General features: G+C 64.8%; 24 protein-coding genes. 7 read left to right on the top strand and 17 right to left on the bottom strand.

Features of this window, described 5'->3' with window-relative positions; all coding sequences use genetic code 11:
• Window positions 1–7: 7 nt before the first annotated feature.
• From pstB to JQ580_RS11745, 12 genes are all read right to left on the bottom strand, one after another.
• Window positions 8–829 (bottom strand): phosphate ABC transporter ATP-binding protein PstB, encoded by an 822-nt coding sequence (gene pstB / locus JQ580_RS11800; RefSeq protein WP_063199660.1) that lies wholly within the window; start codon window positions 827–829, stop codon window positions 8–10.
• Complete coding sequence (gene pstA / locus JQ580_RS11795) at window positions 826–1,677, bottom strand: phosphate ABC transporter permease PstA (protein ID WP_212280205.1); 852 nt, start codon at window positions 1,675–1,677, stop codon at window positions 826–828. Before pstA ends, pstB begins: the two co-directional genes overlap by 4 nt.
• Before the next feature lie 4 nt (window positions 1,678–1,681).
• Window positions 1,682–2,671, bottom strand: a complete 990-nt coding sequence (gene pstC, locus JQ580_RS11790; RefSeq protein WP_212280204.1) for a phosphate ABC transporter permease subunit PstC — start codon at window positions 2,669–2,671, stop codon at window positions 1,682–1,684.
• A gap of 184 nt (window positions 2,672–2,855) precedes the next feature.
• Window positions 2,856–3,869 carry a phosphate ABC transporter substrate-binding protein PstS gene (pstS, locus tag JQ580_RS11785; protein ID WP_212280203.1) on the bottom strand — a complete coding sequence of 338 codons (1,014 nt, stop codon included), beginning with the start codon at window positions 3,867–3,869 and terminating at the stop codon, window positions 2,856–2,858.
• A gap of 144 nt (window positions 3,870–4,013) precedes the next feature.
• Window positions 4,014–5,312 (bottom strand): ATP-binding protein, encoded by a 1,299-nt coding sequence (locus JQ580_RS11780; protein ID WP_212280202.1) that lies wholly within the window; start codon window positions 5,310–5,312, stop codon window positions 4,014–4,016.
• Between the two features lie 29 nt (window positions 5,313–5,341).
• Complete coding sequence (locus tag JQ580_RS11775; RefSeq protein ID WP_212280201.1) at window positions 5,342–6,394, bottom strand: lysylphosphatidylglycerol synthase domain-containing protein; 1,053 nt, start codon at window positions 6,392–6,394, stop codon at window positions 5,342–5,344.
• A gap of 440 nt (window positions 6,395–6,834) precedes the next feature.
• Window positions 6,835–7,266, bottom strand: a complete 432-nt coding sequence (locus JQ580_RS11770; RefSeq protein ID WP_212280200.1) for a GNAT family N-acetyltransferase — start codon at window positions 7,264–7,266, stop codon at window positions 6,835–6,837.
• A gap of 19 nt (window positions 7,267–7,285) precedes the next feature.
• Window positions 7,286–7,513, bottom strand: a complete 228-nt coding sequence (locus JQ580_RS11765; protein ID WP_212280199.1) for a SelT/SelW/SelH family protein — start codon at window positions 7,511–7,513, stop codon at window positions 7,286–7,288.
• An 11-nt stretch (window positions 7,514–7,524) separates the two neighbouring features.
• Window positions 7,525–8,430 (bottom strand): haloalkane dehalogenase, encoded by a 906-nt coding sequence (locus tag JQ580_RS11760; RefSeq protein WP_212280198.1) that lies wholly within the window; start codon window positions 8,428–8,430, stop codon window positions 7,525–7,527.
• Complete coding sequence (locus JQ580_RS11755; protein WP_212280197.1) at window positions 8,427–9,017, bottom strand: TetR/AcrR family transcriptional regulator; 591 nt, start codon at window positions 9,015–9,017, stop codon at window positions 8,427–8,429. Before JQ580_RS11755 ends, JQ580_RS11760 begins: the two co-directional genes overlap by 4 nt.
• Before the next feature lie 94 nt (window positions 9,018–9,111).
• Window positions 9,112–9,408 carry a hypothetical protein gene (locus JQ580_RS11750; RefSeq protein ID WP_212280196.1) on the bottom strand — a complete coding sequence of 99 codons (297 nt, stop codon included), beginning with the start codon at window positions 9,406–9,408 and terminating at the stop codon, window positions 9,112–9,114.
• A gap of 2 nt (window positions 9,409–9,410) precedes the next feature.
• On the bottom strand, window positions 9,411–10,805 hold the full coding sequence (locus JQ580_RS11745) for an OmpA family protein (RefSeq protein ID WP_212280195.1): 1,395 nt from the start codon (window positions 10,803–10,805) through the stop codon (window positions 9,411–9,413).
• Between the two features lie 164 nt (window positions 10,806–10,969).
• Between JQ580_RS11745 and JQ580_RS11740 the strand changes: the two genes are divergently transcribed.
• The 3 genes from JQ580_RS11740 to JQ580_RS11730 all read left to right on the top strand — a co-directional run bounded on the left by JQ580_RS11740 (window position 10,970) and on the right by JQ580_RS11730 (window position 14,018).
• On the top strand, window positions 10,970–12,028 hold the full coding sequence (locus tag JQ580_RS11740; protein WP_212280194.1) for a polysaccharide deacetylase family protein: 1,059 nt from the start codon (window positions 10,970–10,972) through the stop codon (window positions 12,026–12,028).
• A gap of 93 nt (window positions 12,029–12,121) precedes the next feature.
• Entirely contained in the window at window positions 12,122–12,922 is an 801-nt protein-coding gene (locus tag JQ580_RS11735; protein WP_212280193.1) for an SDR family NAD(P)-dependent oxidoreductase, read from the top strand.
• A gap of 334 nt (window positions 12,923–13,256) precedes the next feature.
• Window positions 13,257–14,018, top strand: coding sequence for an outer membrane protein (locus JQ580_RS11730; protein WP_249134091.1), 762 nt, complete (start codon window positions 13,257–13,259; stop codon window positions 14,016–14,018).
• A gap of 103 nt (window positions 14,019–14,121) precedes the next feature.
• Here the strand turns inward: JQ580_RS11730 and boxB are convergent, their stop codons facing one another.
• The 5 genes from boxB to JQ580_RS11705 all read right to left on the bottom strand — a co-directional run bounded on the left by boxB (window position 14,122) and on the right by JQ580_RS11705 (window position 20,559).
• Window positions 14,122–15,573, bottom strand: coding sequence for a benzoyl-CoA 2,3-epoxidase subunit BoxB (gene boxB / locus JQ580_RS11725; protein ID WP_212280191.1), 1,452 nt, complete (start codon window positions 15,571–15,573; stop codon window positions 14,122–14,124).
• Window positions 15,574–15,697: 124 nt separating this feature from the next.
• Window positions 15,698–17,386, bottom strand: a complete 1,689-nt coding sequence (gene boxC / locus JQ580_RS11720; RefSeq protein ID WP_212280190.1) for a 2,3-epoxybenzoyl-CoA dihydrolase — start codon at window positions 17,384–17,386, stop codon at window positions 15,698–15,700.
• A 98-nt stretch (window positions 17,387–17,484) separates the two neighbouring features.
• Window positions 17,485–18,021, bottom strand: coding sequence for a DUF309 domain-containing protein (locus JQ580_RS11715; RefSeq protein ID WP_212280189.1), 537 nt, complete (start codon window positions 18,019–18,021; stop codon window positions 17,485–17,487).
• A gap of 18 nt (window positions 18,022–18,039) precedes the next feature.
• Entirely contained in the window at window positions 18,040–18,858 is an 819-nt protein-coding gene (locus JQ580_RS11710; protein WP_212280188.1) for an alpha/beta fold hydrolase, read from the bottom strand.
• A gap of 159 nt (window positions 18,859–19,017) precedes the next feature.
• On the bottom strand, window positions 19,018–20,559 hold the full coding sequence (locus JQ580_RS11705; RefSeq protein ID WP_212280187.1) for a benzoate-CoA ligase family protein: 1,542 nt from the start codon (window positions 20,557–20,559) through the stop codon (window positions 19,018–19,020).
• A gap of 85 nt (window positions 20,560–20,644) precedes the next feature.
• Between JQ580_RS11705 and JQ580_RS11700 the strand changes: the two genes are divergently transcribed.
• The 4 genes from JQ580_RS11700 to JQ580_RS11685 all read left to right on the top strand — a co-directional run bounded on the left by JQ580_RS11700 (window position 20,645) and on the right by JQ580_RS11685 (window position 23,415).
• Window positions 20,645–21,604, top strand: a complete 960-nt coding sequence (locus tag JQ580_RS11700) for a helix-turn-helix transcriptional regulator (RefSeq protein WP_311982449.1) — start codon at window positions 20,645–20,647, stop codon at window positions 21,602–21,604.
• 2 nt (window positions 21,605–21,606) lie between these two features.
• Window positions 21,607–22,002, top strand: a complete 396-nt coding sequence (locus JQ580_RS11695) for a group II truncated hemoglobin (RefSeq protein WP_212280185.1) — start codon at window positions 21,607–21,609, stop codon at window positions 22,000–22,002.
• A gap of 70 nt (window positions 22,003–22,072) precedes the next feature.
• The gene (locus JQ580_RS11690) at window positions 22,073–22,906 is read left to right on the top strand and encodes a helix-turn-helix domain-containing protein (protein ID WP_212280184.1); all 834 of its coding nucleotides are present in this window, start codon (window positions 22,073–22,075) and stop codon (window positions 22,904–22,906) included.
• Window positions 22,907–22,980: 74 nt separating this feature from the next.
• Entirely contained in the window at window positions 22,981–23,415 is a 435-nt protein-coding gene (locus JQ580_RS11685) for a VOC family protein (protein ID WP_212280183.1), read from the top strand.
• Window positions 23,416–23,506 lie beyond the last annotated feature (91 nt).

The following is a 23,506-nucleotide window of genomic DNA, read 5'->3' as shown; positions in this document are numbered from 1 at the left end:
CGTCTCCTCAGCCGAACCGGCCGGTGATGTAGTCCTGCGTGCGCCGGTCGGTCGGCGACGTGAAGATCTTGCTGGTGTCGTCGAACTCGATCAGCTCGCCGAGATACATGAAGGCGGTCTTGTCGGAGACGCGCGCCGCCTGCTGCATGTTGTGGGTGACGATCGCGATCGTGTAGTTCTCGGACAGTTCCTGGATCAGCTCCTCGACCTTGGCGGTCGAGATCGGGTCGAGCGCCGAGCAGGGCTCGTCGAACAGGATGACTTCCGGGCGCACCGCAACGGTGCGGGCGATGCACAGGCGCTGCTGCTGGCCGCCGGAGAGCGACAGGCCGGAGGCATTGAGCTTGTCCTTGACCTCGTTCCAGAGGGCGCCGCCGCGCAGCGCCTTCTCGACGCGGTCGTCCATCTCGGACTTCGAGATCTTCTCGTAGAGGCGGATGCCGAAAGCGATGTTCTCGTAGATCGTCATCGGGAACGGCGTCGGCTTCTGGAACACCATGCCGACCCGGGCGCGCAGCAGGTTGAGGTCGAGCTTGGGGTCGAGGATGTTGGTCTGGTCCAGCATCAGCTGGCCGGTGGCGCGCTGGCCCGGATAGAGGTCGTACATCCGGTTGAAGATGCGCAGCAGGGTCGACTTGCCGCAGCCCGACGGGCCGATGAACGCCGTGACGCGGTTGGCGCCGAGCGTCAGGTTGATGTTCTTCAGCGCGTGGTGCTCACCGTAATAGAAGTTGAGGTTGCGCACCGTCACCTTGGCGGGCGCCTCAGGGAGCACCGGCGCCTGCGGAAGGCCACCGGACGCGCTCATCGATACGGAAAGATCACTCATTTTGCGGTCCTCTCGGCGCCAAGGATGCGCGCGCCAATGTTCAGGGCAAGCACGGTCAGGGTGATGAGCAGGGCGCCGCTCCACGCCAACTGCTTCCAGTAGGCGTAGGGGCTCTGCACGAAGTTGTTGATGGTCACCGGCAGGTTGGCCATCGTCTTGTTCAGGCCGAGGCTGAAGAACTGGTTGGACAGCGCGGTGAAGAGCAACGGCGCGGTCTCGCCGGCGACTCGGGCGGTGGCAAGCAGCACGCCGGTGATGAGGCCCGACCGGGCCGCACGATAGGCGATACGCTTGATCACCAGCGAGCGCGGCAGGCCCAGTGCCGAGGCCGCCTCGCGCAGCGGATTAGGCACCAGCAGCAGCATGTCCTCGGTGGTGCGCAGCACGACCGGGATCACGATGACGGCGAGCGCCAGGCTGCCTGCGATCGCGGAGAAGCCACTCATCGGCACCACTACCGCGCCGTAGATGAAGAGGCCGATGATGATCGAGGGCGCCGAGAGCAGGATGTCGTTGATGAAGCGGATCACCGAGGTCAGGCGGTCGTTGCGGCCGTATTCGGCGAGGTAGGTGCCGGCGAACAGGCCGAGCGGCGCGCCGATGCCGACGCCGATCACCGTCATGATGATCGAGCCGACGATCGCGTTGCGCAGGCCGCCTTCGGTCGAGCCCGGAGGCGGCGTATCCGCGACGAAGAGCTCGAGATTAAGGCCGGCCAGGCCGTTGAAGAGCAGCGTGATCAGGATCAGCGCGAGCCAGGTGACGCCGAAGGCGGCCGCAGCGAAGCAGAGCCCGCGGATGATGATGTCCGTGCGGCGACGACGCGAATAGATCGGATTGAGGGCCATGACCTTACTTCCCCGCCTTCTTGTCCAGCCGCATCAGCATCAGCCGCGCGGCGGCCAGCACGAAGAACGTCAGCACGAACAGCAAAAGACCGAGCAGGATCAGGCCGGACTGGTGCAGGCCGTCGCTCTCGGCGAACTCGGATGCGATCGCCGCCGAGATCGTGGTGCCCGGCGCGAAGATCGATGAGGAGATGCGGAACGAGTTGCCGATGATGAAGGTCACCGCCATGGTCTCGCCAAGCGCGCGGCCCAGCGCCAGCATGATGCCGCCGATGATGCCGACGCGGGTGTAGGGGATCACCACGCTGCGGACGACCTCCCAGGTGGTGCAGCCGACGCCGTAGGCGGCCTCCTTCAGCACCGGCGGCACGGTCTTGAACACGTCGACCGAGATCGAGGTGATGAAGGGCAGCACCATGATGGCGAGGATCAGCGCGGCGTTGAACGTGCTGAGATAGGACGGCGGACCCGCGAAGATCGCGCCCAGCACCGGGACGCCGTCGAAGATCTTGATCATGAAGGGCTGGAAGCTGTTGGCCAGGAACGGGCCCAGCACGAAGAAGCCCCACATGCCGTAGATGATCGAGGGAATGCCGGCGAGCAGCTCGATCGCCATGCCGATCGGGCGACGCAGCCATTGCGGGCAGAGCTCGGTGAGGAAGATCGCAATGCCGAGACCGACCGGAATGGCGATCAGCATCGCAATGAAGGAGGTGACGAGCGTGCCGTACATCGGACCGAGCGCACCGAGCACCGGCGGATCGGCCGACGGCGCCCAGCGCTGCGTCCACAGGAAGGAGAAGCCGAACTCCCTTATCGCCGGGTATGCGCCGACAATCAGCGAGATGATGATGCCGCCGAGGATCAGCAGCACCGAGATCGCGGACAGTCGCGTGATCCAGTAGAAGGTGACGTCGCCTAGCTTGAACGCACCCAAGGCCTTGGCGCGGTCATACGGCCCGACGTCGTCGATGATATCGCTCTGAACGGCCATTTCTGCCACGCCGATCCCCTGTACCCGTTATATACGCTTTGCTGGTCTCGTGCCCCGGATGCGTCGCGGTGCGGCGCTGATCCGGGGCCCGGTGCTTGTAGGTCCCGGCTCTGCGGAGCAGCACGCTGGACGATGCTTCGCATCGCCAGGGCCGCACCGCGTCCGGGACATGAGGGGAGAGCGCTCAGCTCTTGATATCGGCAGCCCAGGTCTTCTCGATCTGCTGGACGACGGTGTCCGGCATCGGGATGTAGTCGAGCTCCTCGGCCGCCTTGTCGCCCTTCGTGAAGGCCCAGCGGAAGAACTTGATGGCTTCCTGCGAGGCCGCCTTGTCGGTGGCATCCTTGTGCATGAGGATGAAGGTCGCCGCCGTGATCGGCCAGGACTTCTCGCCGGGCTGGTCGGTCAGGATGACGTAGTAGCCGGGCGCCTTGGCCCAGTCGGCATTGGAGGCGGCCGCCTGGAAAGCTTCGACGGTCGGCTGCACCGGCTTGCCGGCCTTGTTGACGAGACCGGTGTAGGTCAGCTTGTTCTGCTTGGCATAGGCATACTCGACGTAGCCGATCGAGTTCTTGGTCTGGCCGATGTTGCCCGACACGCCTTCGTTGCCCTTGGCGCCGACGCCGACCGGCCACTCGACCGCGGTGCCCTCACCGACCTTGCTCTTCCAGTCCGCGCTGGCCTTGGACAGGTAGTTGGTGAAGTTGAAAGTGGTGCCCGACCCGTCCGAACGGCGGACCACGGTGATCGCATCCGACGGCAGCTTGACGTTCGGATTGAGCTTCTTGATGGCCGGATCGTCCCACTTGGTGATCTTGCCGAGATAGACGTTGGCCAGCGTTTCGCCGTCGAACACCATCTCGCCGGGCTTCACGCCCTCGAGGTTGACCACGGGAACGATGGCGCCCATCACCATCGGCCACTGGACGAGGCCGTCCTTCTCGAGCTGCTCGGCCTTGAGCGGCATGTCGGTCGCGCCGAAGGTTACGGTCTTGGCCTGGATCTGCTTGATGCCGCCGCCGGAACCGATCGACTGGTAGTTCAGACCGTTGCCGGTCTCCTTCTTGTAGGCGTCAGCCCACTTCGAATAGATCGGGAAGGGGAAGGTCGCACCGGCACCGGTGATGTCGGCAGCAAAGGCCGCTGTCGTCGAAGCGGCAACCATGCCGGCCGCGACGATCGTTTTGAGGAAATTCATGCTGGTCTCCATGCAGGGGAGCGAAGCGCCATCCGCGCCCGATCGCGCTCCCCACGCCGCCCCTTTAGGAGCGGTCGGCTGTGCTTTTACGAAGGTTTCGTGACAGTCGGATGACACTCTCAAGCGATTGAAATCGCTTGAATTTCAGGCCGCCGCCGGAGTCTTGACCTGGGGAAAACAGGCGGTGAAGGTGGCGCCCTGTTTGGGCACGCTCTCGATCAAAAGCCGGCCGCGATGGCGGTTAAGAATATGTTTCACCAGAGATAATCCGAGCCCGGTGCCGCCTTGCGAGCGGCTGTCGCCGACGTCCACCCGGTAGAACCGCTCTGTCAGCCGTGGCAGGTGCTCGGGCGCGATACCGGGGCCGAAATCCCGCACCGTGATCCGGACTTCCTGAGTTCCATCAGTGGCCGCGCCAGATGTGAGCGACACCATCACACGTCCGCCGGAGGCGCCGTATTTGAGCGCGTTCTCGATCAGATTCTCGAACAGGCGGAGCAGTTCTTCGCGGTCGCCCGCGATCATCACCGGCCCCTCCGGCAACTGGATCTCGACCTCCACCTGGCGCTCGCGCGCCAACGGCTCGAGCCCGTCGGCGACCTGGCGGATGATCGGCAGCAGGTCGACCAGGGTGTCGGGCCTGACATGGGCCGACAGTTCGACCCGCGACAGCGACAACAGGTCGTCGATCAGGCGCGCCATGCGGGTGGCCTGGTTGTGCATGATGCCGAGAAAGCGCTCGCGCGCCTTGGGATCGTCCTTGGCCTGGCCCTGCAGCGTGTCGATGAAGCCCGACAGGGCAGCCAGCGGCGTGCGCAGCTCGTGGCTGGCATTGGCGACGAAGTCGGCGCGCATCTCCTCGACCCGGCGCAGCGGCGTCTGGTCGTGGAAGGTCATCAGCATGCATTTGTCGGCGCCGCCGAAGCTGGTCGGCACCGGCACCGGCGTGATGATCAGCTCCATCCAGCGATCGACCGGGACGTGGTCGAGATAGGTCGCGCGCCGGGCCTCGGTGGTCGCGATCGCTTCGCGCAACGCCGTGATGATCTCCGGTGAGCGCAGCGCGAACTGGGCGAGCTCGTTCCGGCGTAGCGCCGGCGCGAGCTGGGCGGCGGCGGCGTTGAGGTGGATGACGCGGCCGGCGCGGTCGAGCAGCACTGCCGGATCCGGCATGCCGGCGACGACCGCGGCTACCGCCGCGCTCTCGACCGGGTTGATGCGCCTGACCTCGTCGCGGGACGCGGCGGGATCGTGCAGCCGCCACGGGATCAAGGCCGCAGCGGCGATGCAGAGGAACACGATCGCGGCGTGAAACGCCGACAATTCGCTGAGCGAGACCACGACGGACAGCGCCAGCGCCGCGGCGATCAGGATCACGGTCGAATGCCGCAGCCGGTCGGACCAAGGCTGCGTGGAGGGAGAAGATGGGGCGTCGATCGCCATCGGGGCGGACTTCTCCTGGAGGACCCGTCCTAGGACTTGTCGCTGCGTTCTCTCACATAAGCGGCTTTAGGCGCCGGGCCGGGGTCGAGTTTGAGCGCCGCCTGCTGCAGGCGCTTCGATCGTGCGCCGATGATAACTTCGCGAAACGTCAGCAAGATTACAGAAATGACGAAGGGCGAGAGATAATAGAGGACGCGGAACAGCAGCATGCCGCCCAGCAGCTCCTCGCGGTCCATCTGCCAGAGGCCGACCAGCATGGCGGCGTCGAACACCCCGAGCCCGCCTGGCGAGTGGCTGGCGAACCCGAGCAGGGTGGCAGAGACGAAGATCACCGCGACCACGACGAAGCCGAGATTGGGCTCGTCCGGGACCAGCACGTACATCGCGAGCGCGCAGAAGCCGAGATCGATGATGCCGATCGCGATCTGGAGCAGGGTCAGCGGACCGCCCGGCAGTACCACGGTCCAGGGGCCGCGGCCGACCACGCGCGGCTGGGTCCAGACCCAGACCACGTAGCCGACCAGCCCGACGATGATCATCAGGGCCAGCGTCCGGTTCAGCCAGGGCGGCAGCTGGTCGATCGAGGCGGCGGCCTCCGGATGATAGGCGATGCCGAGGCCGAGCACGGCGGCGTTGCCGAGCCAGAAGGTCAGGCCGGCAAGGAAGCAGATCTTGGCGACGTCGATCGCGTTCAGGCCGTAGGCCGAATAGATGCGATAGCGCACCGCGCCACCGGTAAAGACGGATGCGCCGACATTGTGGCCGATCGAATAACTGGTGAAGGCCGCGAGCGCGTTGATGCGATAGGGCACATGGGCATGGCCGATCGCGCGCGTGGCAAACAGGTCATAGAAGGTCAGGGTGAAATAGCCCGCGGTGACGAACAGCGCCGCCATCGCAATCTGGCTCGGCTCGGTGCTCTTGATTGCCTCGAGGACTTCGTTGAAATCGATGCCTCGCAGCATGTGATAGAGCACATAGCAAGCGATGCCGATGACCGCGACGCTGATCACAACGCCAAGCTTATGCAGGATTTGCTTCTGGCGCAGAAACGACACCGCTCTGCGTATGGCTTCCAGCATCTAGACCTCGAACAACGCTTCAGCGGCCAGGGTGGCCGGCGAACAGGCAGACGACGCACAGGCACTCAACGAACGGCACTCGACGATCCCTCGCCGCCGGCTCCGGCATCGCGCATGCCCCCTGCCCCTCCACTAGCGCGTTTTGGGGCGGAGTGGAATTCGCCAATTCGAACAAAAACACGTGCATTCAATATTTTAGGCAGGATTACGGGCTCCTGATGCACGGTTTGGCGCCTTCGGCGGCAGGCTTGACCCGAATCTCCATGGCGATCCTGCGCAGGCGCCATGAAAGTTTGATGATTTCGGCCGCACAATGTTCCTTCACGCCTTAAGCCGACGTCAATCTATGAGCGCCGCCCACCTGTTGAAAGAGGGGGACGCCCCAAGCAATGTTGTTGGACTTTTGGATGCACCGGGAGGCGCGGGCCCCGGGGCGCGGCTCAAGGCGCGGTCAAATAGCCGCGGCCAAAGGCGCCGGCCTGATCCTCGAAGATCGCCATGGCCGTGGTCATTCGCCTGAAGCCCAGGCGCTCGTAAAACCCTTCCTTGCCCGGGACGGCGTAGAGGATGATCTTGCGATGGCCGCGGCAGTGCGCAAGCAGACGCCCGACGATGTCGCGGCCAAGACCTCGTCCCTGGCAGTCCGGATGCACGGCGATATCGCAGAGGTAGGCGCAGTCGCGCCCGTCGGCCAGGACGCGTCCCGCACCCACGACGCGACCGCCCTCATTGGCGAAGGCGCGAAACATGCTGTTGCCGAACACCATCGCGAGATCGGCCGGATTCTTGTTGCCCAGCGGCGCGATGCGATAGAGTTCGGACAGTTCGTCCCAGTCGATCCCGGCGAGATCGTCGGCCCAGACAATCGGCATCGCGAAAGCCCTCCCTGGCTCAGACCCGCGCGGCGGTGACGGCAGCGACGATGTCGTTACCGTCAGGGAAATGGCCTTTGCTACGGCTGGCGACGATCCGGTCGCCGACCTTGACCTGGAAAACACCGCCCTTGCCGGGGACCAGATCGGCTTCCAGCCCCAGTTGCCGGCACAGCGCCGCGGCCGCTTCTTTGGCGCGCTTCTCGTATCCGCAAGGCCTGCAATAGATGATGGTCACGTCCGACATCTCGTCCTCCTTCAGGCCGCAAGCCCGGGACGCACTGCTTCGATGCCGGCGATCCAGCCGGCAACGGAACGGCCGATCGCGTCGGAGTGATCCTCCTGGAGGTAGTGCAGGCCGGGCCCGAGGCGGACGAGCGCGCAGTGCGTCAGCGAGGCAGCGAAGGTCTCGGCAAATTCGGGAGAGACGATGGCGCCAGGCTCGCCTGCGAATAGCAGCTTAGGATATGCTGACGCTTTGAGCGACGCGTGAGCCGATTGCAGCGCTTGATAGACGTCGGCGGGCTCACCGGCGATCGGCAGTTCACGAGGGAAAGCGAGCGTCGGACGGCGGCTGTCCGGGGTCGGAAAGGGTGCGCGATAAGGCTCCATCTCGTCGTCCTCCAAACGGCGCATGATGCCGCCCGGCAGCACGCGCTCGACGAAGGCGTTCGCCTCCAGGATCATGGCCTCGCCCTCGCCCTCCGTCCTGAATTTGCGGAACGTCTGGCGCGCCGCCTCGACCTGATGGAAATCCTGCCAGGTCGGCATCGGCCGGATGAACTCCATGAAGGCGAGGCCGCGCACGAAGGCCGGTCGGCGCGCCGCCAAATGAAAGGCGAGCGCCGTGCCCCAATCTTGCGCCACCAGATAGGCCGATGAGATGCCCAGGCGTTCGATCAACGCGTCGAGATAGCGAACATGGTCGAAGAACCGGTAGGCGATATCGGGCTTGCCCGAGCAGCCGAAGCCGATGAGATCTGGCGCAATGCAATGCGCCACCGGCGCCACCAAGGGCAGGATGTTTCGCCAGATATGTGACGACGTCGGATTGCCGTGAAGGAAGAGCGCGACCGGCGCATCCTGCGCGCCCGTGTCGCGATAAGCCATTGTGCTTCCCAGCACCGCGGCGCTGCGGATGAGGATCTCGGCCTGCTTGCTCATGTCGGCTCCTTAAAGACAGTCTTGAAGGCGATGATCTTGAAGCGCTCGAGCGCCTCGGGTGTGCGGTCGACTTTCATGCGCAGGATCGCGCCTTGCCAGGATGCCAGCAGGAAGTCGGCAAGCTCCCCCGGCTCGAATTCGGGATCGATCTCGCTATCTCTCTGCGCTTCAGCGATGCAGGCCGCGAAGGGCATGCGCCATTCGGCGAAGATTTCGGCAAGGCGGGTTCGCAGCATCTCGCTGCTGCCGGCCGCTTCCAGGCTGAGATCGCCGATGAGGCAGCCGCGTCCATAGCCGTCGGCTTCAAGCCGGCCGGTGATGATGTCGAGATAGCGCTTGAGCCGCGCCCGCGGGGTCAGCGAGGCGTCTTCGAGCGCCTCCGCGACCAACCCCTTCGTGATCTCGAAATAACGATCGAGCACCTCCGAAGCGAATGCTTCCTTGGAGCGGAAATGATTGGTGAAGGATCCCTGCGGTGCGCCGGCCGCGGCGGTGACATCGCGCACGCTGGTGCCGTGGTAGCCGGTACGGAACATGACCTTCAGGCCGGCATCGAGGATGGCATCTTTAAGGGAAGGTTTGGGCATACACATATAATACGTACGTACGTATTAAAGTCAATCGATGGTTTTCGCCAATTCGAATGCCGTGCCTACGCATGAGGGTGCAGGTCGAAAAGCTTCAGCTGGTCCGCATACTGCGCGAGACCACGCGGTCGCGCAGCCAGGCGCCGATGGTGCAGCCGACCAGGTAGCTGGCGGACATGATCAGGCCGAGATCGAGCCAATAGCCGAAGCGGCCCGGGACGACGTGTGCGAACGAAGCCGCGACCAGGGCGGCAGCCAGCGCGGCGAGCCAGCGCGCCGTCACCTTCGAGGTGCCGTTGCCGCGCTGGACCACCGAGATCCAGCCCATGCAGAAGCCCAGCAGCAGCGAGCCGATCAGCCAGCCCAGATGGAACGAGACGAGATAGGGCATCGTCACCTCACCAGAAATTCGATGCGGCGATTCTGCGCCTTGCCTTCATCGGTGTCGTTGCCGGCGACCGGCTGCGTGCTGCCATGGCCGGTTGCGGTGAAGCGGCTGGCGGGCAGGCCGGCCTTGACCAGATAGTCGATCACCGCCTGCGCACGCTTCTCGGAGAGAGCCCGGTTGAAGCCGTCCTCGCCGTCGGCGTCGGTATGTCCGGCCACCTCGACATTGGTGTTGGGGCAGCGCAGCGCCGTCTCGATCAGGTGATCGAGGATGGCGGCGGAATCCGGATCGATGTCGGCGCGCTTGGCCGCGAAGCGAATCTTGCCCTTGGCGAGAAGGTCCGTGAACAATTGCTGGCACACGGTGCCGTCGACCGGGCCTGCCGCGGGCTTCACGGTGATCTCCGGCTTGTACTGCCAGTTCTTCGGGAAGTCCTTGCCGAGGCCGGCGCGGATGTCGTTGGCGGCCGCCTCGTAGAGCGCATCGCCCGACAGCTTCACCTCGCGGTCGGAGACCACGAGCGTGCCGGTCGACAGCCGCGACAGCGCGCCGAGTGCGGCGATCACGGCCGTGTTGAAGGAGCCGGGCGCGCCGACGCTGGCCTTGAGGTTGTCGACGACTTTCTCGGTGAAGAATTTTCGCGCGGCGCTGGTGGCGATCGCCGCGTGGATGGTGTTGTCGGGCACGTAGCCGGTCAGCGTCACGGTCGCGGCGACCGGATCCTTGTAGGCCTGGAAGATATAAGGCGGCGCCTTGACGTCGTTGGCCGCGATCGAGAAGCCTTCGGGCAGGTTCTTCAGCGCCGCCGCGATCGCCTCGCGGCCACCGAGATCGCGCGCCATGCCCGAGAGATTGACCTTGGTGTCGGTGATCGTGATCTTGCCGTCCTTCAGCTTGCCGATCTGGTCCAGCAGCAACATCGCGGCGGCCTCGAACCGCGGCGGCGCCCCGCGCGCCAGCCCCATCTGGTCGGCCACCTCGACGCCGCCGACCTCCTTGCGGGCCGCCTCGGCCAGCCGGCCCTTCATCGACGGCAACGGCGCGGAGCCCGACAGGGTCACCCGCACCACGTCGCGCTCGGCGTTCCAGACGAAGGGTTTGGCCTCGGGAGCAAGGCGGGTCCGGTCGTCGACCAGGCGTACGCCGGGGACGGTCTCGACCGCCATCACGGCGTCCCGGCGCCCCTCCTCGGAGAAGGCATCAGCGGCCAAGCTGACATCGCGGCCGTCCACGGCGATCCGGGTCTTGTCCAGAACGGTATCCTTCAGCGCGGCCGAACTGCGGGCCGACAGGTCGGCTTCGACCGGTAAGGTGTTATTCCAGGCCGCAAATCCCCACATGACGGCCAGGGGAATCAGCCCCAGCCACCATTTGCTGGCCCACCTAAAAAGCTTCTGCATTCGACGACCCGAACTCTGGAAACGGAGACAAAACAAACCCTTGGCGGGCTGTCAAACCGGAAATGGCGCCCTTCCGAGGGCGCCGGCTCGACAATCCGACTAACTTTTTCTTCAAGGGTTCTTCCGTAAGTTGCGGGCGGAATGCCAGAGTCTGCCAGCCGGTCATGAAACAACTGCGTAACAACGTCATCCGCGCCGGGCTGGGAGCACTTTACTTCAGCGGGGCGCACCATTTGCTGCGCCCGCTCTTGTCGGGCGTCGGCGCCATTTTCATGCTGCACCACGTGCGGCCGGCCCGGGAGGCGGCGTTCCAGCCAAACCGGCATCTCGAAGTCACCCCCGAATTCCTGCGCGCGGCGCTGTGCCATCTGCGCTCGCGCGACATCGACATCGTCAGCATGGACGAGCTGCATGAGCGGCTGGTGCAGGGCCGGTTCGACCGCCGCTTCGCCGCCTTCACCCTCGACGACGGCTATCGCGACAATCTCGACTACGCGCTGCCCGTGCTGCGCGAATTTGACGCGCCTTTGGCGGTCTATGTCGCGAGCGATTTTGCCGAAGGCACCGGGCGGCTGTGGTGGGCGGCGCTGGAGGCCGTGATCGCCAAGGCCGAGCAGATCGACGTCATGATCGGCCATTCCGCGCTGCGGCTCGATACGACAACGCCTGTGGCCAAGCAGGCCGCGTTCGACCGCCTGCACGACTGGCTGCGCGCGCTGCCCGGCGAGCATGATCTCAAGCGGGAGATCGAGGCGCTCTGCGCGACACACCACGTCGACATGCCAGCGCTGTGCCGCAGCCTCTGCCTGTCCTGGACTGAATTGAAGAGCTTCGCCGCCGATCCGCTGGTCACGATCGGCGCGCATAGCGTCAGCCATTGCAATCTCGCCAAGCAAACCGAAGACGTCGCCGCGCAGGAGATCGCCACGAGCCGCGCGCGGATCGAGCAGGCGCTGGACCGTCCCGTGCTGCATCTCGCCTATCCCTATGGCGATCGCGAGGCCGCCGGCGTACGCGAATTCGGGCTTGCTGCAACGGCAGGCTTCAAGACCGCGGTGACGACGCGGCCCGGCATGCTGTTCGCCGACAATGCCGCCCACATGACGGCGCTGCCGCGCGTCTCGCTCAACGGCAACTACCAGGACGCGCGGATCCTGCCGGTGCTGACCTCGGGTGCCGCGACCGCGATGTGGAACGGCTTCCGCCGGATCGCCGCGGCGTAGGCGCGCAAACTCCGTTGGCGCGCGCGCCTCTCGGCCCCTTCCTTGACTCCCCTCCCCTCCCCGCCCAAAACAACGCCAACCCAGGGAGGCACCATGTTCAAGGATATGTTTTCGCTCAAAGGCCGCGTCGCGCTTGTGACCGGCGGCTCGCGCGGCATCGGCAAGATGATCGCGGCAGGATTTCTCAGCGCCGGCGCGGCAAAGGTCTACATCACCGCGCGCAAGGCCGGACCGTGCGAGGCCACGGCCAAGGAGCTGAGCGCGCAATATGACGGCGAATGCATCGCGCTGCCGATCGACATCTCCACCGTCGAGGGCTGCGACAGGCTCGCTTCCGAGATCATCAAGCTGGAGCCGAAGCTCGACATCCTCGTCAACAATGCCGGCGCGGCCTGGGGCGCGGAGTTCGACGAATTCCCTGAAAGCGGCTGGGACAAGGTGATGGACCTCAACGTCAAGTCGCTGTTCTTCCTGACCAAGGCGCTGGCAAAACCGCTGCGCGCGGCGGCCTCGCACGAACGGCCGGCGAAGGTGATCAACATCGCCTCGGTCGACGGCATCTTCGTCAATCCCAGCGAGACCTATTCCTACGCCGCCAGCAAGGCCGCCGTGATCCATCTGACACGGCGCATGGCGACCAAGCTGGTCAAGGACAACATCAACGTCACCGCGATCGCGCCGGGCGCGTTCAAATCCGACATGAACCGCGCCGCGCGGGACCACGCCGACGACGTCGCCAAACGCATTCCCTCGCGCCGGATCGGCAGCGACGAGGACATGGCGGGCGTCGCGATCTATCTCGCCTCGCGTGCCGGCGACTACGTGGTCGGCAACACCATCGCGGTGGATGGCGGCGTGGTGTACGCGAATGCGGGGCTGGAGATCGCGGGGTAGGCGGCGAGATCGACGAGGCGAACTTACCGCTCTCGGTGACGGGCTGCATCAGCGAGGTGATGAAGTCGCCGTCGGCGGTCGAGGGCGGCCAATCGTCCTGCTTCGCCCAGATCACCGCAGTCGTCGAGCGGGGCGCAACCGTCTCATGGCGCGATTGACCAGAGTGTCCGTCGCCAAAAGCTGATTGCGGAGAGCAGCCACCACCGAGGGCTGCTCTCGTCGGTCGCCACAGCCCATTTTTGGAACTCACTGTGTCGTTCCGGTGATAGCAATCTGCCTGAAACCCAATAATCTTCGGATCAAATTTGCGATGCAAGACAGAGTTGCCAATACAATGAAGGTAATCGCCACGCTCGCGATTTCGGCGGCACTCACTGGATCGGCTGTTGCGGCGGATCTGGCAGCCCGGCCCTACACCAAGGCGCCGGTCCCGGTCGCTGCCGTCTACAACTGGACCGGCTTCTATATCGGCGCCAACGGCGGCGGCGGCTGGGCCCGCAAGTGCTGGGACAATTTCTCCGTGCTCGGTGTTCCCGGTCCAGTCGCTACCGAAGGATGCCACGATGCGACCGGCGGCACGGTCGGTGGCCAGATCGGCTATCGCTGGCAGGCCACCAACTGGGTTTTCGGTCTCGAGGCGCAAGGCAACTGGGCCAATTTCACGGGGTCCAATACCAGCCTCGTATTCCCCGCTCCCTTCGGCCAGATCAACCGCAGCAAGGTTGACGCCTTCGGCCTGTTCACCGGTCAGGTCGGCTACGCCTGGAATAACGTCCTTTGGTATGTGAAGGGTGGCGCTGCTGTCGCCCACGACAAGTATGAGGGTATCGACATCCCGACCGGCGCCGTGTTCGATCGTGCGAGCGAGACCCGGTGGGGCGCCGCCGTTGGGACCGGCATCGAATTTGGCTTCGCCCCGAACTGGTCGCTCGCGGTCGAGTACAATCACTTGTTCATGGGCAAGCGCGACATCAGTTTCAACTTTGTGGCGCCGTTTGCAGGCCCCTCGCGCAGCGACACCATCCGTCAAGATATCGATGTGGTCACCGCCCGCATCAACTACCGCTTCGGCGGCCCGGTGGTCGCCCGCTACTGATCGAAAGACGCCCTCTCGGACAACAAAGCCCCGGCACCGAGCGGGGCTTTGTTTTGATTGGTTATGGTCCGTCGATCGGTGACGGCCATAGCCGGCGATCGTCTTACGACTCGATCTTCACGTACTCGAAATCGCCCGGCTTGTTGTCGATGCCGACTTTCGGGGGCGAGATCCACGAGGCGAACTTGCCGCTTTCCGTGACGGGCTGCATCAGCGAGGTTATGAAGTCGCCGTCGGCGGTCGAGGGCAGCCAATCGTCCTTGCGCTTCGCCCAGGTGGCATCGTCGATCAGCAGGCCGTCGGGCGTCGCGTGGATGTTCTTGAACTCGCCGATGTGGCGGTGGAAGGCGACGTTGGGCAGCTTGAGCTGGAAATCGTAGCCTGCAGTCGTGATCACCTTGTTCCAGCGCAACAGGCCCTTGACGCAGTCCTGGCTGTAATCGTCGCGCAGGCGCATGTTGAGTGCAGTCAGCGCGGGCTCGTCGACCAGCTTGATCTCGCCGTCGATGAACTTCAGCACCGGATAGGTGGCATTCTTGAGCTGGTGATCGTCCTCGATCTGGGTCTCGTGATATCGGCCCTTGATGCCGGCGTTGAAGGCGTTGGCCGCGTTGGTCGAGACCTCCGAGCCGAACAGGTCGAGCGACAGCGTATAGTGCAGGTTCAGCTTCTTCTGGATGGTCGGAAGATCGATCACGCCGAGTGCGCGCACCTTGGCGATGTCGGTGGGATCGGTGATGCCGGCCTCGCGCATCGCATCGCAGGTGCGCTGCACGACGCGGGTGATGCCGGTCTCGCCGACGAACATGTGGTGCGCTTCTTCCGTCAGCATGAAGCGGCAGGTGCGCGACAGCGGATCGAAGCCGGACTGCGCGAGGCTGTGCAGCTGCATCTTGCCGTCGCGGTCGGTGAAATAGGTGAACATGAAGAAGGAGAGCCAGTCCGGCGTGGCCTCGTTGAAGGCGCCGAGCATGCGCGGGGCATCGGCATCGCCGGAGCGGCGGCGCAGGAGATCATCGGCCTCCTCACGGCCGTCGCGGCCGAAATATTTCTGCAGCAGGTAGACCATCGCCCAGAGATGGCGGCCTTCCTCGACATTGACCTGGAACAAATTGCGCATGTCGTAGAGCGAGGGCGCGGTCTTGCCGAGATGGCGCTGCTGCTCGACAGAAGCCGGCTCGGTGTCACCCTGAATCACGATCAGGCGGCGCAGCATGGCGCGATGCTCGCCCGGGACTTCCTGCCAGGCCGGCTCGCCATAATGCTCGCCGAATGGCACGACGCGGTTCTCTTCCTGAGGAGCTAGCAGAATGCCCCAGCGATATTCGGGCATGCGGACATAGTCGAACTTGGCCCAGCCGCGCGGGTCGACCGAGTAAGCGGTGCGCAGATACACCAGCGATTCCTGGAAACCTTCCGGCCCCATGTCGCTCCACCAATCCATGTAGCCGGGATGCCAGCCTTCCAGGGCTTTGAGCACCTGACGGTCTTCGGCGAGATTGACGTTGTTGGGAATCTTGGTCGAGTAGTCGACGTTCATGATGTTCATGTTCATGGCCGTGCTCTCCTTGCGAACTCGTTCCGTCATGCCCGGCCTTGTGCCGGACATCCACGTCCTTGCCTCCTTGGAGGAAGGACTGTGGATGGCCGGGATAAGCCCGGCCATGACGCGGTGAATGTCAGACTCGCGTCATGTCGAATTTCGGTTTCTGGCCGCTACCGTAGCGGCGCAGCGCGCCTTCCTCGCCGACTGCGTTGGGGCGCTGGAAGATCCAGTTCTGCCACGCGGTCAGGCGCGAGAAGATTTTCGACTCCATCGTCTCGGGGCCGACGAAGCGCAGGCTCGCTTCCATGCCGGTGAGGCTGTCGGGCGAGAAGCTGGCGCGTTCCTCCAGGAACATGCGGACCTCGTCGTCCCAGTCGATGTCGTCGAGCGCGAAGGTGACGAGGCCGAGCTCTTCGGCCTGCTCGGCGTCGAGCGCAGTGCCAAGCGTCGCTTCCGCGCGCTCCACATCGGCGGGATCGGCCTGGAAACGCGATTGCAGCCGCGTCAGGCCGTGGCTCATCGGATAGGGGCCGAAATTCATCGCGGAGAGTTCGATCGACGGCGGCGGGCGGTTGTCGCCCTGGCGCGTGCCGATCAGCATGTAGGAGCGGTCGGCGGCGAAGACGAGTTCGGCGAGCGTCCCGGCAAAGCAGGAGCCGGGCTCGACCAGCGTCACCAGCGTGCGCGAGGTGACGTCGATGCGCTTCAAGACGCGCTTCCAGTAATGCCTGATCTCGTTGACCAGCCAGTGCGCCTTGTTGGCTTCAAGGAAGGCATCATGCGCAAGCACATGGGCGCGGTCGCCATGGCTCTTGAACACCAGCATCGCGATCTCGAGCTCGTTGATGCGCAAGTGCAGGATGGCGTCGTCGAGCTCGCGCGCGACCTGGAGCGGCCAGAACGACGCGCCCTGGGCCATCATGCCGTCGATGTCGGCGGGCGCTGCGGTCTCCGGCGCCTTGATCGAGATGGTGGCGAGGCGGGCCGCGCGATCGATGTCGACCGTGACGAAGCCGTAGCGGATGCTGGTCTCGTCGATGACGCGCTTGAGCGGGGAGAGCGTAATGCCCTTGCCGCTTCCCTTGCGCGTCGAGGCGGCTGCGAACTCCTTGGCGCGCTCGGCAATCTTGCCTTCGAGCTTGCTGTTCGGCACGATCTCGTCGACGAGGCGCCACTGCACGGCGCGCTTGCCCTTCACGCCTTCCTCGATGGTGCAGAAGAAGTCGGCATGGTCGCGGCGCACCTTGCGCTTGTCGACGACGCGGGTGAGGCCGCCGGTGCCCGGCAGTACCGCGAGCAGCGGCACTTCGGGCAGCGCGACGGCGGAGGCGCCGTCATCGGCCATGATGATGTGGTCGGTCGCGAGCGCCAGTTCATAGCCGCCGCCGGCGGCGGAGCCGTTCACCACGGTGATGAAGCGCTGGCCGGAATTCTCCGACGAATCCTCCATGCCGTTGCGGGTCTCGTTGGTGAACTTGCAGAAGTTCACCTTGTGGGCGTGCGTGGAGCCCGCCAGCATGCGGATGTTGGCGCCGGCGCAGAACACGCGGTTCTTGGCCGAGCGTAGCAGCACGACCTTCACTTCCGGATGCTCGAAGCGCAGACGCTGCACGGCATCCGCAAGCTCGATGTCGACGCCGAGATCATAGGAATTGAGCTTGAGCAGATAGCCCTCGAACAGGCCGCCGTTCTCGTCGACATCCATGGTCAGCGTCGCGACGTCACCCTCGACCCCGAGCTTCCAGTGCTTGTAGCGGGATGGTTCGGTCTGGAAATCGATGAATGTCGCGCCGCCTGCGAGGCGCCGATCTTCCCCGGCCATGGGCCACCCTTGAGCTCGTTTTGGTTTAGCGTTAGATGCACAATAGTGCATCTTTTGGCACGCGTCCAGCCCTTAACTACGCCTACATGCACTTTGTTTCATGCAATCGGCTGGGTCCGCACAATCGCGCCCAGCGCGATCCAATCGGCTTTCGAGAGCTGCGGGCGGCCGATCTTGGCCTGGAGCAGCGCCAGCACGGCGGCGACCGGAAAGCTCTCGACAAAACCGTCGCCGCTGCCGGCCGCCTTGCGCGCGCTCAACGCGCGCAGCTCGGTCAGCGCGTCGCCGAACAGGCGGGCGGCGGAATGCGCCTTCTGCATGCGCAGCCGCAGATTGGCATTGGCGATATGGATGCAGGCACGCAGCAGGATGCGTTCGCGGCCGCTCTGCGGGGCAGCGGCCCAGACCGTCTCCAGCACTTCCTGCGCTTCCCAGAAATAGCCGCGGTCGTTGAGCGCGAGCCCGTAGCGCAGCGCCGGATGGCGGGCCGGCACGTGGCCGCGAAAGGCCGATGGCACCAGCGCCTTGGCCAAATCGAGCGTCTCGTCATCGGCCTCGATGCCGCCGGGCTCGCCCGGCACATAGGCCCATCGCGGCCACGGCAATTGGCCGGTCGCATGTGAAGGCACATTCATCGATGTGCCTCCGCATGGTCATGCGGCGTGCCCCTGAAGTCCCTGATCGTCGCGCAGGGCCGCTTTTGCAAATTGCTCAATCGCGTCAAGCGTCGCCCCCGGCGCTTCACGATGCGGGGAATGGCCCGCGTCTGAAATGACTTTAATATCGACCGGACAGTAGCACTCTTCCTGCGCAATTTCGACCTGACGCAATGTCCCATATTGGTCGGCTGCGCCCTGCAGGATCAGAATGGGAACGCGGACATAGGCCAGATATTCCGAGATGTCCCAATCACGGAATTTCGGATCGAGCCAAGCTCCGTTCCAGCCGTAGAAGGCGCAGTCGACGTCCTTGTGCCAGCGCGCCAGTTTTGTCTTGAGGTCGGCAGTCTCGTAGGTGGCCTTGATCGCGGCGATGGATGTCACCGAGATGTCCTCGACGATGAAATGCGGGGCGAGGAGCACGAGGCCCTGCAGGCGATGATCCTGGTGCGCGCCGGCATAGATCGTCGCGATCGAGGCGCCGTCGGAATGGCCGAGCAACAGGCCGCGCCTGAAGCCGATCGCGTCGAGCAGCTTCGGCAGCACGTCCAGAGCCTCGCGCTGCATGTAGTCGAGCGGCCGCGGCAACGTCACCGGGCTTGACCGGCCGTAGCCCGCGCGCGAATAGGCGAAGATGCCGGCGCCGGTCGCTTGTTGCAGCTTCTCGGGAAAATCGCTCCAGAGGCCGACGCAGCCGAGGCCTTCATGCAGCATGACGATGGTCGGCGCATCGGCGGACGCGGGAGCGAGCCATTTGTATTCGAGGCTGGCGCTGCCGATGGTGAGGAAGCCGGTAGGTGTGAGATTGGTCATGCTGTTGCTCTTGTCTCTTCGCCGTCCTGCCCGGGCGTAGCCGTCTGAAGGACGGCGTCGCGCTCGCCTATGCCCAGGCATCCACGTCTTTCGTCAACCGCGGCTGCGCGGGGATGGCCCGGTCAAGGTCGGCCATGACGGCCTGTTGTACCTGGCCAATTAGTGCGCCCCTTCTCGCAGCTTGAACCGCTGGATCTTTCCCGTTGCCGTCTTCGGCAAGGATTCCACCACGTCGATCCAGCGCGGATATTTCCACGGGCCGATCTTCTGCTTGACGTGCTCCTTCAGCATTTCCTGAAGCTCCGTCGTGGTCGCGCCCGGGCGCAGCACGACGAAGGCCTTCGGCTTCAACAGTCCTTCGGGATCGGCCTCGGGCACGACGGCAGCCTCCAGCACGGCCGGATGGGTGATCAGCGCGCTCTCGACTTCGAACGGCGAAACCCAGATGCCGGAAACCTTGAACATGTCGTCGGCGCGGCCGCAGAAGGTGTAGCGGCCTTCCGCGTCGCGGACATATTTGTCGCCGGTGCGGGTCCACGGCCCCTCGAAGGTACGGCGACTCTTGTGGCGCTGATTCCAATAGCCCTCGCCGGCCGAGGGCGCATCGACCAGGAGCTCACCGACCTCGCCGTCGGCGACGTCCTGCCCGGCCTCGTTGACCAGCCGCACCGCATAGCCCGGCACGGGCTTGCCGGAGCAGCCGTATTTGATGTCACCGGGCGCGTTCGACAGGAAGATGTGCAGCAGCTCGGTCGAGCCGACGCCGTCGAGGATGTCGACGCCGAAGCGCGCCTTCCAGCTGGTGCCGACGGATTCCGGAAGCGCCTCGCCGGCCGAGGTGCAGATGCGCAAGGCGCCGCCGCCGCGCTCGGCCTTCATGGTCTCATCGTTGAGCATCGCCGCGAACAGGGTCGGCACGCCGTAGAAGATCGACGGCTTGTAGCGGTTCATCAGGTCGAACATGCGCGCCGGCGTCGGCCGCTCACTGTTGAGGATCACGCTGGCGCCGACCGACATCGGAAAGGTCAGTGCGTTGCCGAGCCCATAGGCGAAGAACAGCTTGGCCGCGGAGAGACACACGTCGCTCTCGCGGATGCCGAGCACCTGCTTGGCGTAGGTGTCGGCGGTCGCCTGCAGATTGGAATGGATATGACGCACGCCCTTGGGCATGCCGGTCGAACCCGACGAATAGAGCCAGAACGCCGGCTCGTCCGGATGCGTCGCGGCGGTGGCGAACTGATCGCTCTCGCCCGCGAGCTCCCCGGCGAGTTGCTTGTGGCCGTTCTGCTCGGCACCGGAGACCACGACATGCTCGAGATCGGGCATGCGCCCGACGACGTCCTTGATGACGGGATAGAGCGCCTCGGAGACGAACAGCACGCGGGCGCGGCAGTCGGCGAGGATGTAGGCGTATTGGTCCGCGGTCAGCAGCGTGTTGAGCGGCACCGGCACGACGCCGGCGCGGATCGCGCCCAAGAACACCACCGGGAAATCGACCGTATCGAGCATGATCATCGCCACGCGCTCCTCGCGGCGGACGCCGAGCCGGCGCAGCATGTTGGCGGCGCGGCAGCTCTGGTGCTGGAGCTCGCCATAGGTCAGGCGCGAGACGGTGTCGTCGAAGGCCAGCTTGTTGCCGCGGCCTTCCCTGACGTTCCGGTCGAGCAGCCAGGTCACCGCATTGTAGGATCCCTCGCTCACGGACTTCTCCCCCGAATTTTTGAATTATAATTCATAGAAAGACACCGCGGCGGCTTGCTGTCAATGCCAGCAGGCACTATGTTTCATTAAAGCGCGCCGCAGGACTTCCTTCAAGAGGACATCCGTAAGAAGGATCATGACCGACAGTCCCGACGCCGAATCCCAATTCCTCGAACAACTCGGCCAGCGTGTGCGCACCATGCGCGCACTGCGCGGCATGTCGCGCAAGGTGCTCGCCAAGGTGTCGGGGATTTCGGAGCGCTACATCGCGCAGCTCGAAAGCGGCAAGGGCAATGTCTCCATCGTGCTGTTGCGCCGTGTCTCCGACGCGATGGGTGCGCATCTCGAGGATCTGTTGCCAAGCGCCGATCCGACACCGGACTGGCAGATGTTTCGCGATCTCCTGCGCAAGGCCACGCCTGCCCAGATCGCGCAGGCCAAGGATCTGCTCGCCGGCGGCAGCGCCTCGGCGCCGCGGCGCGCGCCGTTTTGCGGAATCGCCCTGATCGGCCTGCGCGGCGCCGGCAAATCCACGCTCGGCAAGATTTTGGCGAAGAAGGTCGGCTGGAGCTTCGTCGAGCTCAACAAGGAGGTCGAGCAGCAGAACGGCCTCTCGGTCGCCGAGATCATCGCGCTCTACGGGCAGGAAGGCTTTCGCCGCATGGAGCAGGCGGCGCTGCAACAGTTGCTGGCCCGCAACGAACTGATGGTGCTGGCGACCGGCGGCGGCATCGTCTCGGAGCCCCTGACCTTCGACCAGATCCTGAGCTCGTTCTACACGATCTGGCTGAAGGCCGAGCCCGAGGAGCACATGGCCCGCGTCCGTCGCCAGGGCGATCTGCGCCCGATGGCCGACGATCGCTCCGCAATGGCGGAGCTGCGCAACATTCTGCTGAGCCGCGAGCCGCTGTATTCGCGGGCCACGGCTGTGGTGGATACGGCGGGTCTTTCTGTCGATGCCGCAGCAGCGCGGCTGATCGATGCGGTGCGGCCTGTGCTGCAGAACGAAGCCCGCAGCTTCGGGCTGCGCAGCGTGGCGCTGTAGAGATGACCGACAGCGACGTCACCATTTCCATGTTCGAGCGGATCGGCGGCCGCGCCACGATCGACGCCCTGGTTGACCGGTTCTACGACCGCATGGAAACTTTGCCGGAAGCCAAGGTCATCCGCGCGATGCACGCGGACGATCTCGGCCTGATCCGCGACGTGCTGAAGCGCTATCTCACCGAATGGACCGGTGGCCCCAAACTTTATACGCCCGAGAAGGGCCATCCGCGATTACGGCAGCGACACCTCGGCTTCGCCATCGGCGATGCCGAACGCGACGCCTGGATGCTGTGCATGCGCGGCGCCATGGAGGAGACGGTGACCGATGCCGCCGCGCGCCGGGATCTCGACAAGGCGCTGTCGGGCCTCGCCGACTGGATGCGCAACCGGCAATAGGTCGGGCTCCCCACTCTTGGTGCGATCCCACCGTCGGGCTAAGCTGCGCTCCGTCACGGAGACACTCTCGATGGACGCGACCAAGACGCCGGACGTCATCAGGCGGCCTGTCTCTGCGCATCTGGCGCACATCGTCTCGTCGATTTCCTGTTATCGCGAGCGCGGGCTCGGCCTGGTCAATTTTCGCCACGCGGCGCCCTTGTCGCTTCCCCTGCTCATCAACCTCGGAAATCCATTCCGGATCGCGCTCGGCCGCGAGCCCGGCCTGTCCGATGCGCGGCCAAGCTTTGCCGCCGGGCTTTTCCCCGGACCGGTCCAGATCGAATCGGACGGCCGCGCCATGTGCATCCAGATCGACTTCACCCCGCTCGGCGCCTACCGCTTCTTTGGCGGCGCGATGCCCGATCTGACGGCGCGAATGGTCGACATCGGGGATTTGCTGGGCCGGGACGGCCGGGACCTCAGTGCAAGGATTGCGGACGCGCCGGATTGGCAACAGCGCTGGGAGATCATCGAGACGTTCGTGATCGGGCGGACGGTGAACGAGCCCTCGCCGGAGATCGCTGCGGCCATCCAACGGCTATGGCGCAGCGCAGGCGCGGTTCGGATATCTGACATCGCCACGGACGTGGGCTGGAGCCGCAAGCATCTGTCGCGCCGGTTCCACAACGAGATCGGCGTCTCACCGAAGACGCTGGCGCGCATGCTGCGCTTCCACCGCGCCTGCACGCTGGCGCGCGAGGGCAATGCGTCCGGATGGGCTCGCGTCGCGCTTGAAGCGGGCTTCGCCGATCAGGCGCATCTCGCCCGCGATTTCAGGGAGTTCAGCGGCGAAAAACCCACCGAGTGGGCGGCACGGCTGGCCATCGCGGACCACCGCCTCATGCGCGAGGCCGGCGGATGAGAGACGATGTCCCAAATCTTCAAGAATTCGGTCGGCGGGCACTTTAAGGGGAATGAGCAACCCCAGGAGACACCATGTCCAACCCGACAGCGACTGAAGCGCCACGGCTGTATCACACCCTGCGCTGCAAGAATGCCGAATCGATGATCGCCTGGCTGAAGGACGTTCTCGGCTTCAGGGAACGCGTGATTTACCGACGCGACGACGTCGTTGTGCATGCCGAATTGTCGTTCGGGTCGTCGATCCTGATGCTGGGGGCCGACCGGCCGGACGCCTATGGTAAGCGTGTCGGAGAGCTGGAGGGCCGCAGAACCGATTCTGTCTATCTGGCCGTCGACGATCCCGATGCGCTCTACGCCAAGATGAAGGCGTCCGGGGCTCCGATCGAAATGGAATTGTACGAGACCGATTACGGCAGCCGGGATTTTGCGGCGCGCGATCCCGAGGGCGGCCTATGGAGTTTCGGCACTTATTGGCCCAAGGTCGGCGAGGATCCTCTGCCGGGCTGACTGACTGCAGGTCACCGAGATGCGCAACGCTGGCATTCAGGCATGGACGACGACACTGCGTAGACATCGCGTCACGCCGGGCTAGACTTGC

Source organism: Bradyrhizobium sp. SZCCT0148 (assembly GCF_018129985.1).
GTDB classification, from domain to species: domain Bacteria; phylum Pseudomonadota; class Alphaproteobacteria; order Rhizobiales; family Xanthobacteraceae; genus Bradyrhizobium; species Bradyrhizobium japonicum_H.
This window is presented reverse-complemented; position numbering and strand designations above follow the sequence as displayed.

Coding starts and splice junctions, on each gene's coding strand:
- JQ580_RS11750 (WP_212280196.1), bottom strand. CDS start 9,408: ATGCCCTATCTCGTCTCGTTCCATCTGGGCTGGCTGATCGGCTCGCTG.
- JQ580_RS11685 (WP_212280183.1), top strand. CDS start 22,981: ATGTCCAACCCGACAGCGACTGAAGCGCCACGGCTGTATCACACCCTG.
- boxB (WP_212280191.1), bottom strand. CDS start 15,573: ATGAACATGAACATCATGAACGTCGACTACTCGACCAAGATTCCCAAC.
- JQ580_RS11715 (WP_212280189.1), bottom strand. CDS start 18,021: ATGAATGTGCCTTCACATGCGACCGGCCAATTGCCGTGGCCGCGATGG.
- pstS (WP_212280203.1), bottom strand. CDS start 3,869: ATGAATTTCCTCAAAACGATCGTCGCGGCCGGCATGGTTGCCGCTTCG.
- boxC (WP_212280190.1), bottom strand. CDS start 17,386: ATGGCCGGGGAAGATCGGCGCCTCGCAGGCGGCGCGACATTCATCGAT.
- JQ580_RS11775 (WP_212280201.1), bottom strand. CDS start 6,394: ATGCTGGAAGCCATACGCAGAGCGGTGTCGTTTCTGCGCCAGAAGCAA.
- JQ580_RS11695 (WP_212280185.1), top strand. CDS start 21,607: ATGACCGACAGCGACGTCACCATTTCCATGTTCGAGCGGATCGGCGGC.
- JQ580_RS11765 (WP_212280199.1), bottom strand. CDS start 7,513: ATGTCGGACGTGACCATCATCTATTGCAGGCCTTGCGGATACGAGAAG.
- JQ580_RS11735 (WP_212280193.1), top strand. CDS start 12,122: ATGTTCAAGGATATGTTTTCGCTCAAAGGCCGCGTCGCGCTTGTGACC.
- JQ580_RS11780 (WP_212280202.1), bottom strand. CDS start 5,312: ATGGCGATCGACGCCCCATCTTCTCCCTCCACGCAGCCTTGGTCCGAC.
- JQ580_RS11690 (WP_212280184.1), top strand. CDS start 22,073: ATGGACGCGACCAAGACGCCGGACGTCATCAGGCGGCCTGTCTCTGCG.
- JQ580_RS11730 (WP_249134091.1), top strand. CDS start 13,257: ATGAAGGTAATCGCCACGCTCGCGATTTCGGCGGCACTCACTGGATCG.
- JQ580_RS11740 (WP_212280194.1), top strand. CDS start 10,970: ATGAAACAACTGCGTAACAACGTCATCCGCGCCGGGCTGGGAGCACTT.
- JQ580_RS11770 (WP_212280200.1), bottom strand. CDS start 7,266: ATGCCGATTGTCTGGGCCGACGATCTCGCCGGGATCGACTGGGACGAA.
- JQ580_RS11755 (WP_212280197.1), bottom strand. CDS start 9,017: ATGCCCAAACCTTCCCTTAAAGATGCCATCCTCGATGCCGGCCTGAAG.
- JQ580_RS11760 (WP_212280198.1), bottom strand. CDS start 8,430: ATGAGCAAGCAGGCCGAGATCCTCATCCGCAGCGCCGCGGTGCTGGGA.
- pstA (WP_212280205.1), bottom strand. CDS start 1,677: ATGGCCCTCAATCCGATCTATTCGCGTCGTCGCCGCACGGACATCATC.
- JQ580_RS11710 (WP_212280188.1), bottom strand. CDS start 18,858: ATGACCAATCTCACACCTACCGGCTTCCTCACCATCGGCAGCGCCAGC.
- pstB (WP_063199660.1), bottom strand. CDS start 829: ATGAGTGATCTTTCCGTATCGATGAGCGCGTCCGGTGGCCTTCCGCAG.
- JQ580_RS11745 (WP_212280195.1), bottom strand. CDS start 10,805: ATGCAGAAGCTTTTTAGGTGGGCCAGCAAATGGTGGCTGGGGCTGATT.
- pstC (WP_212280204.1), bottom strand. CDS start 2,671: ATGGCCGTTCAGAGCGATATCATCGACGACGTCGGGCCGTATGACCGC.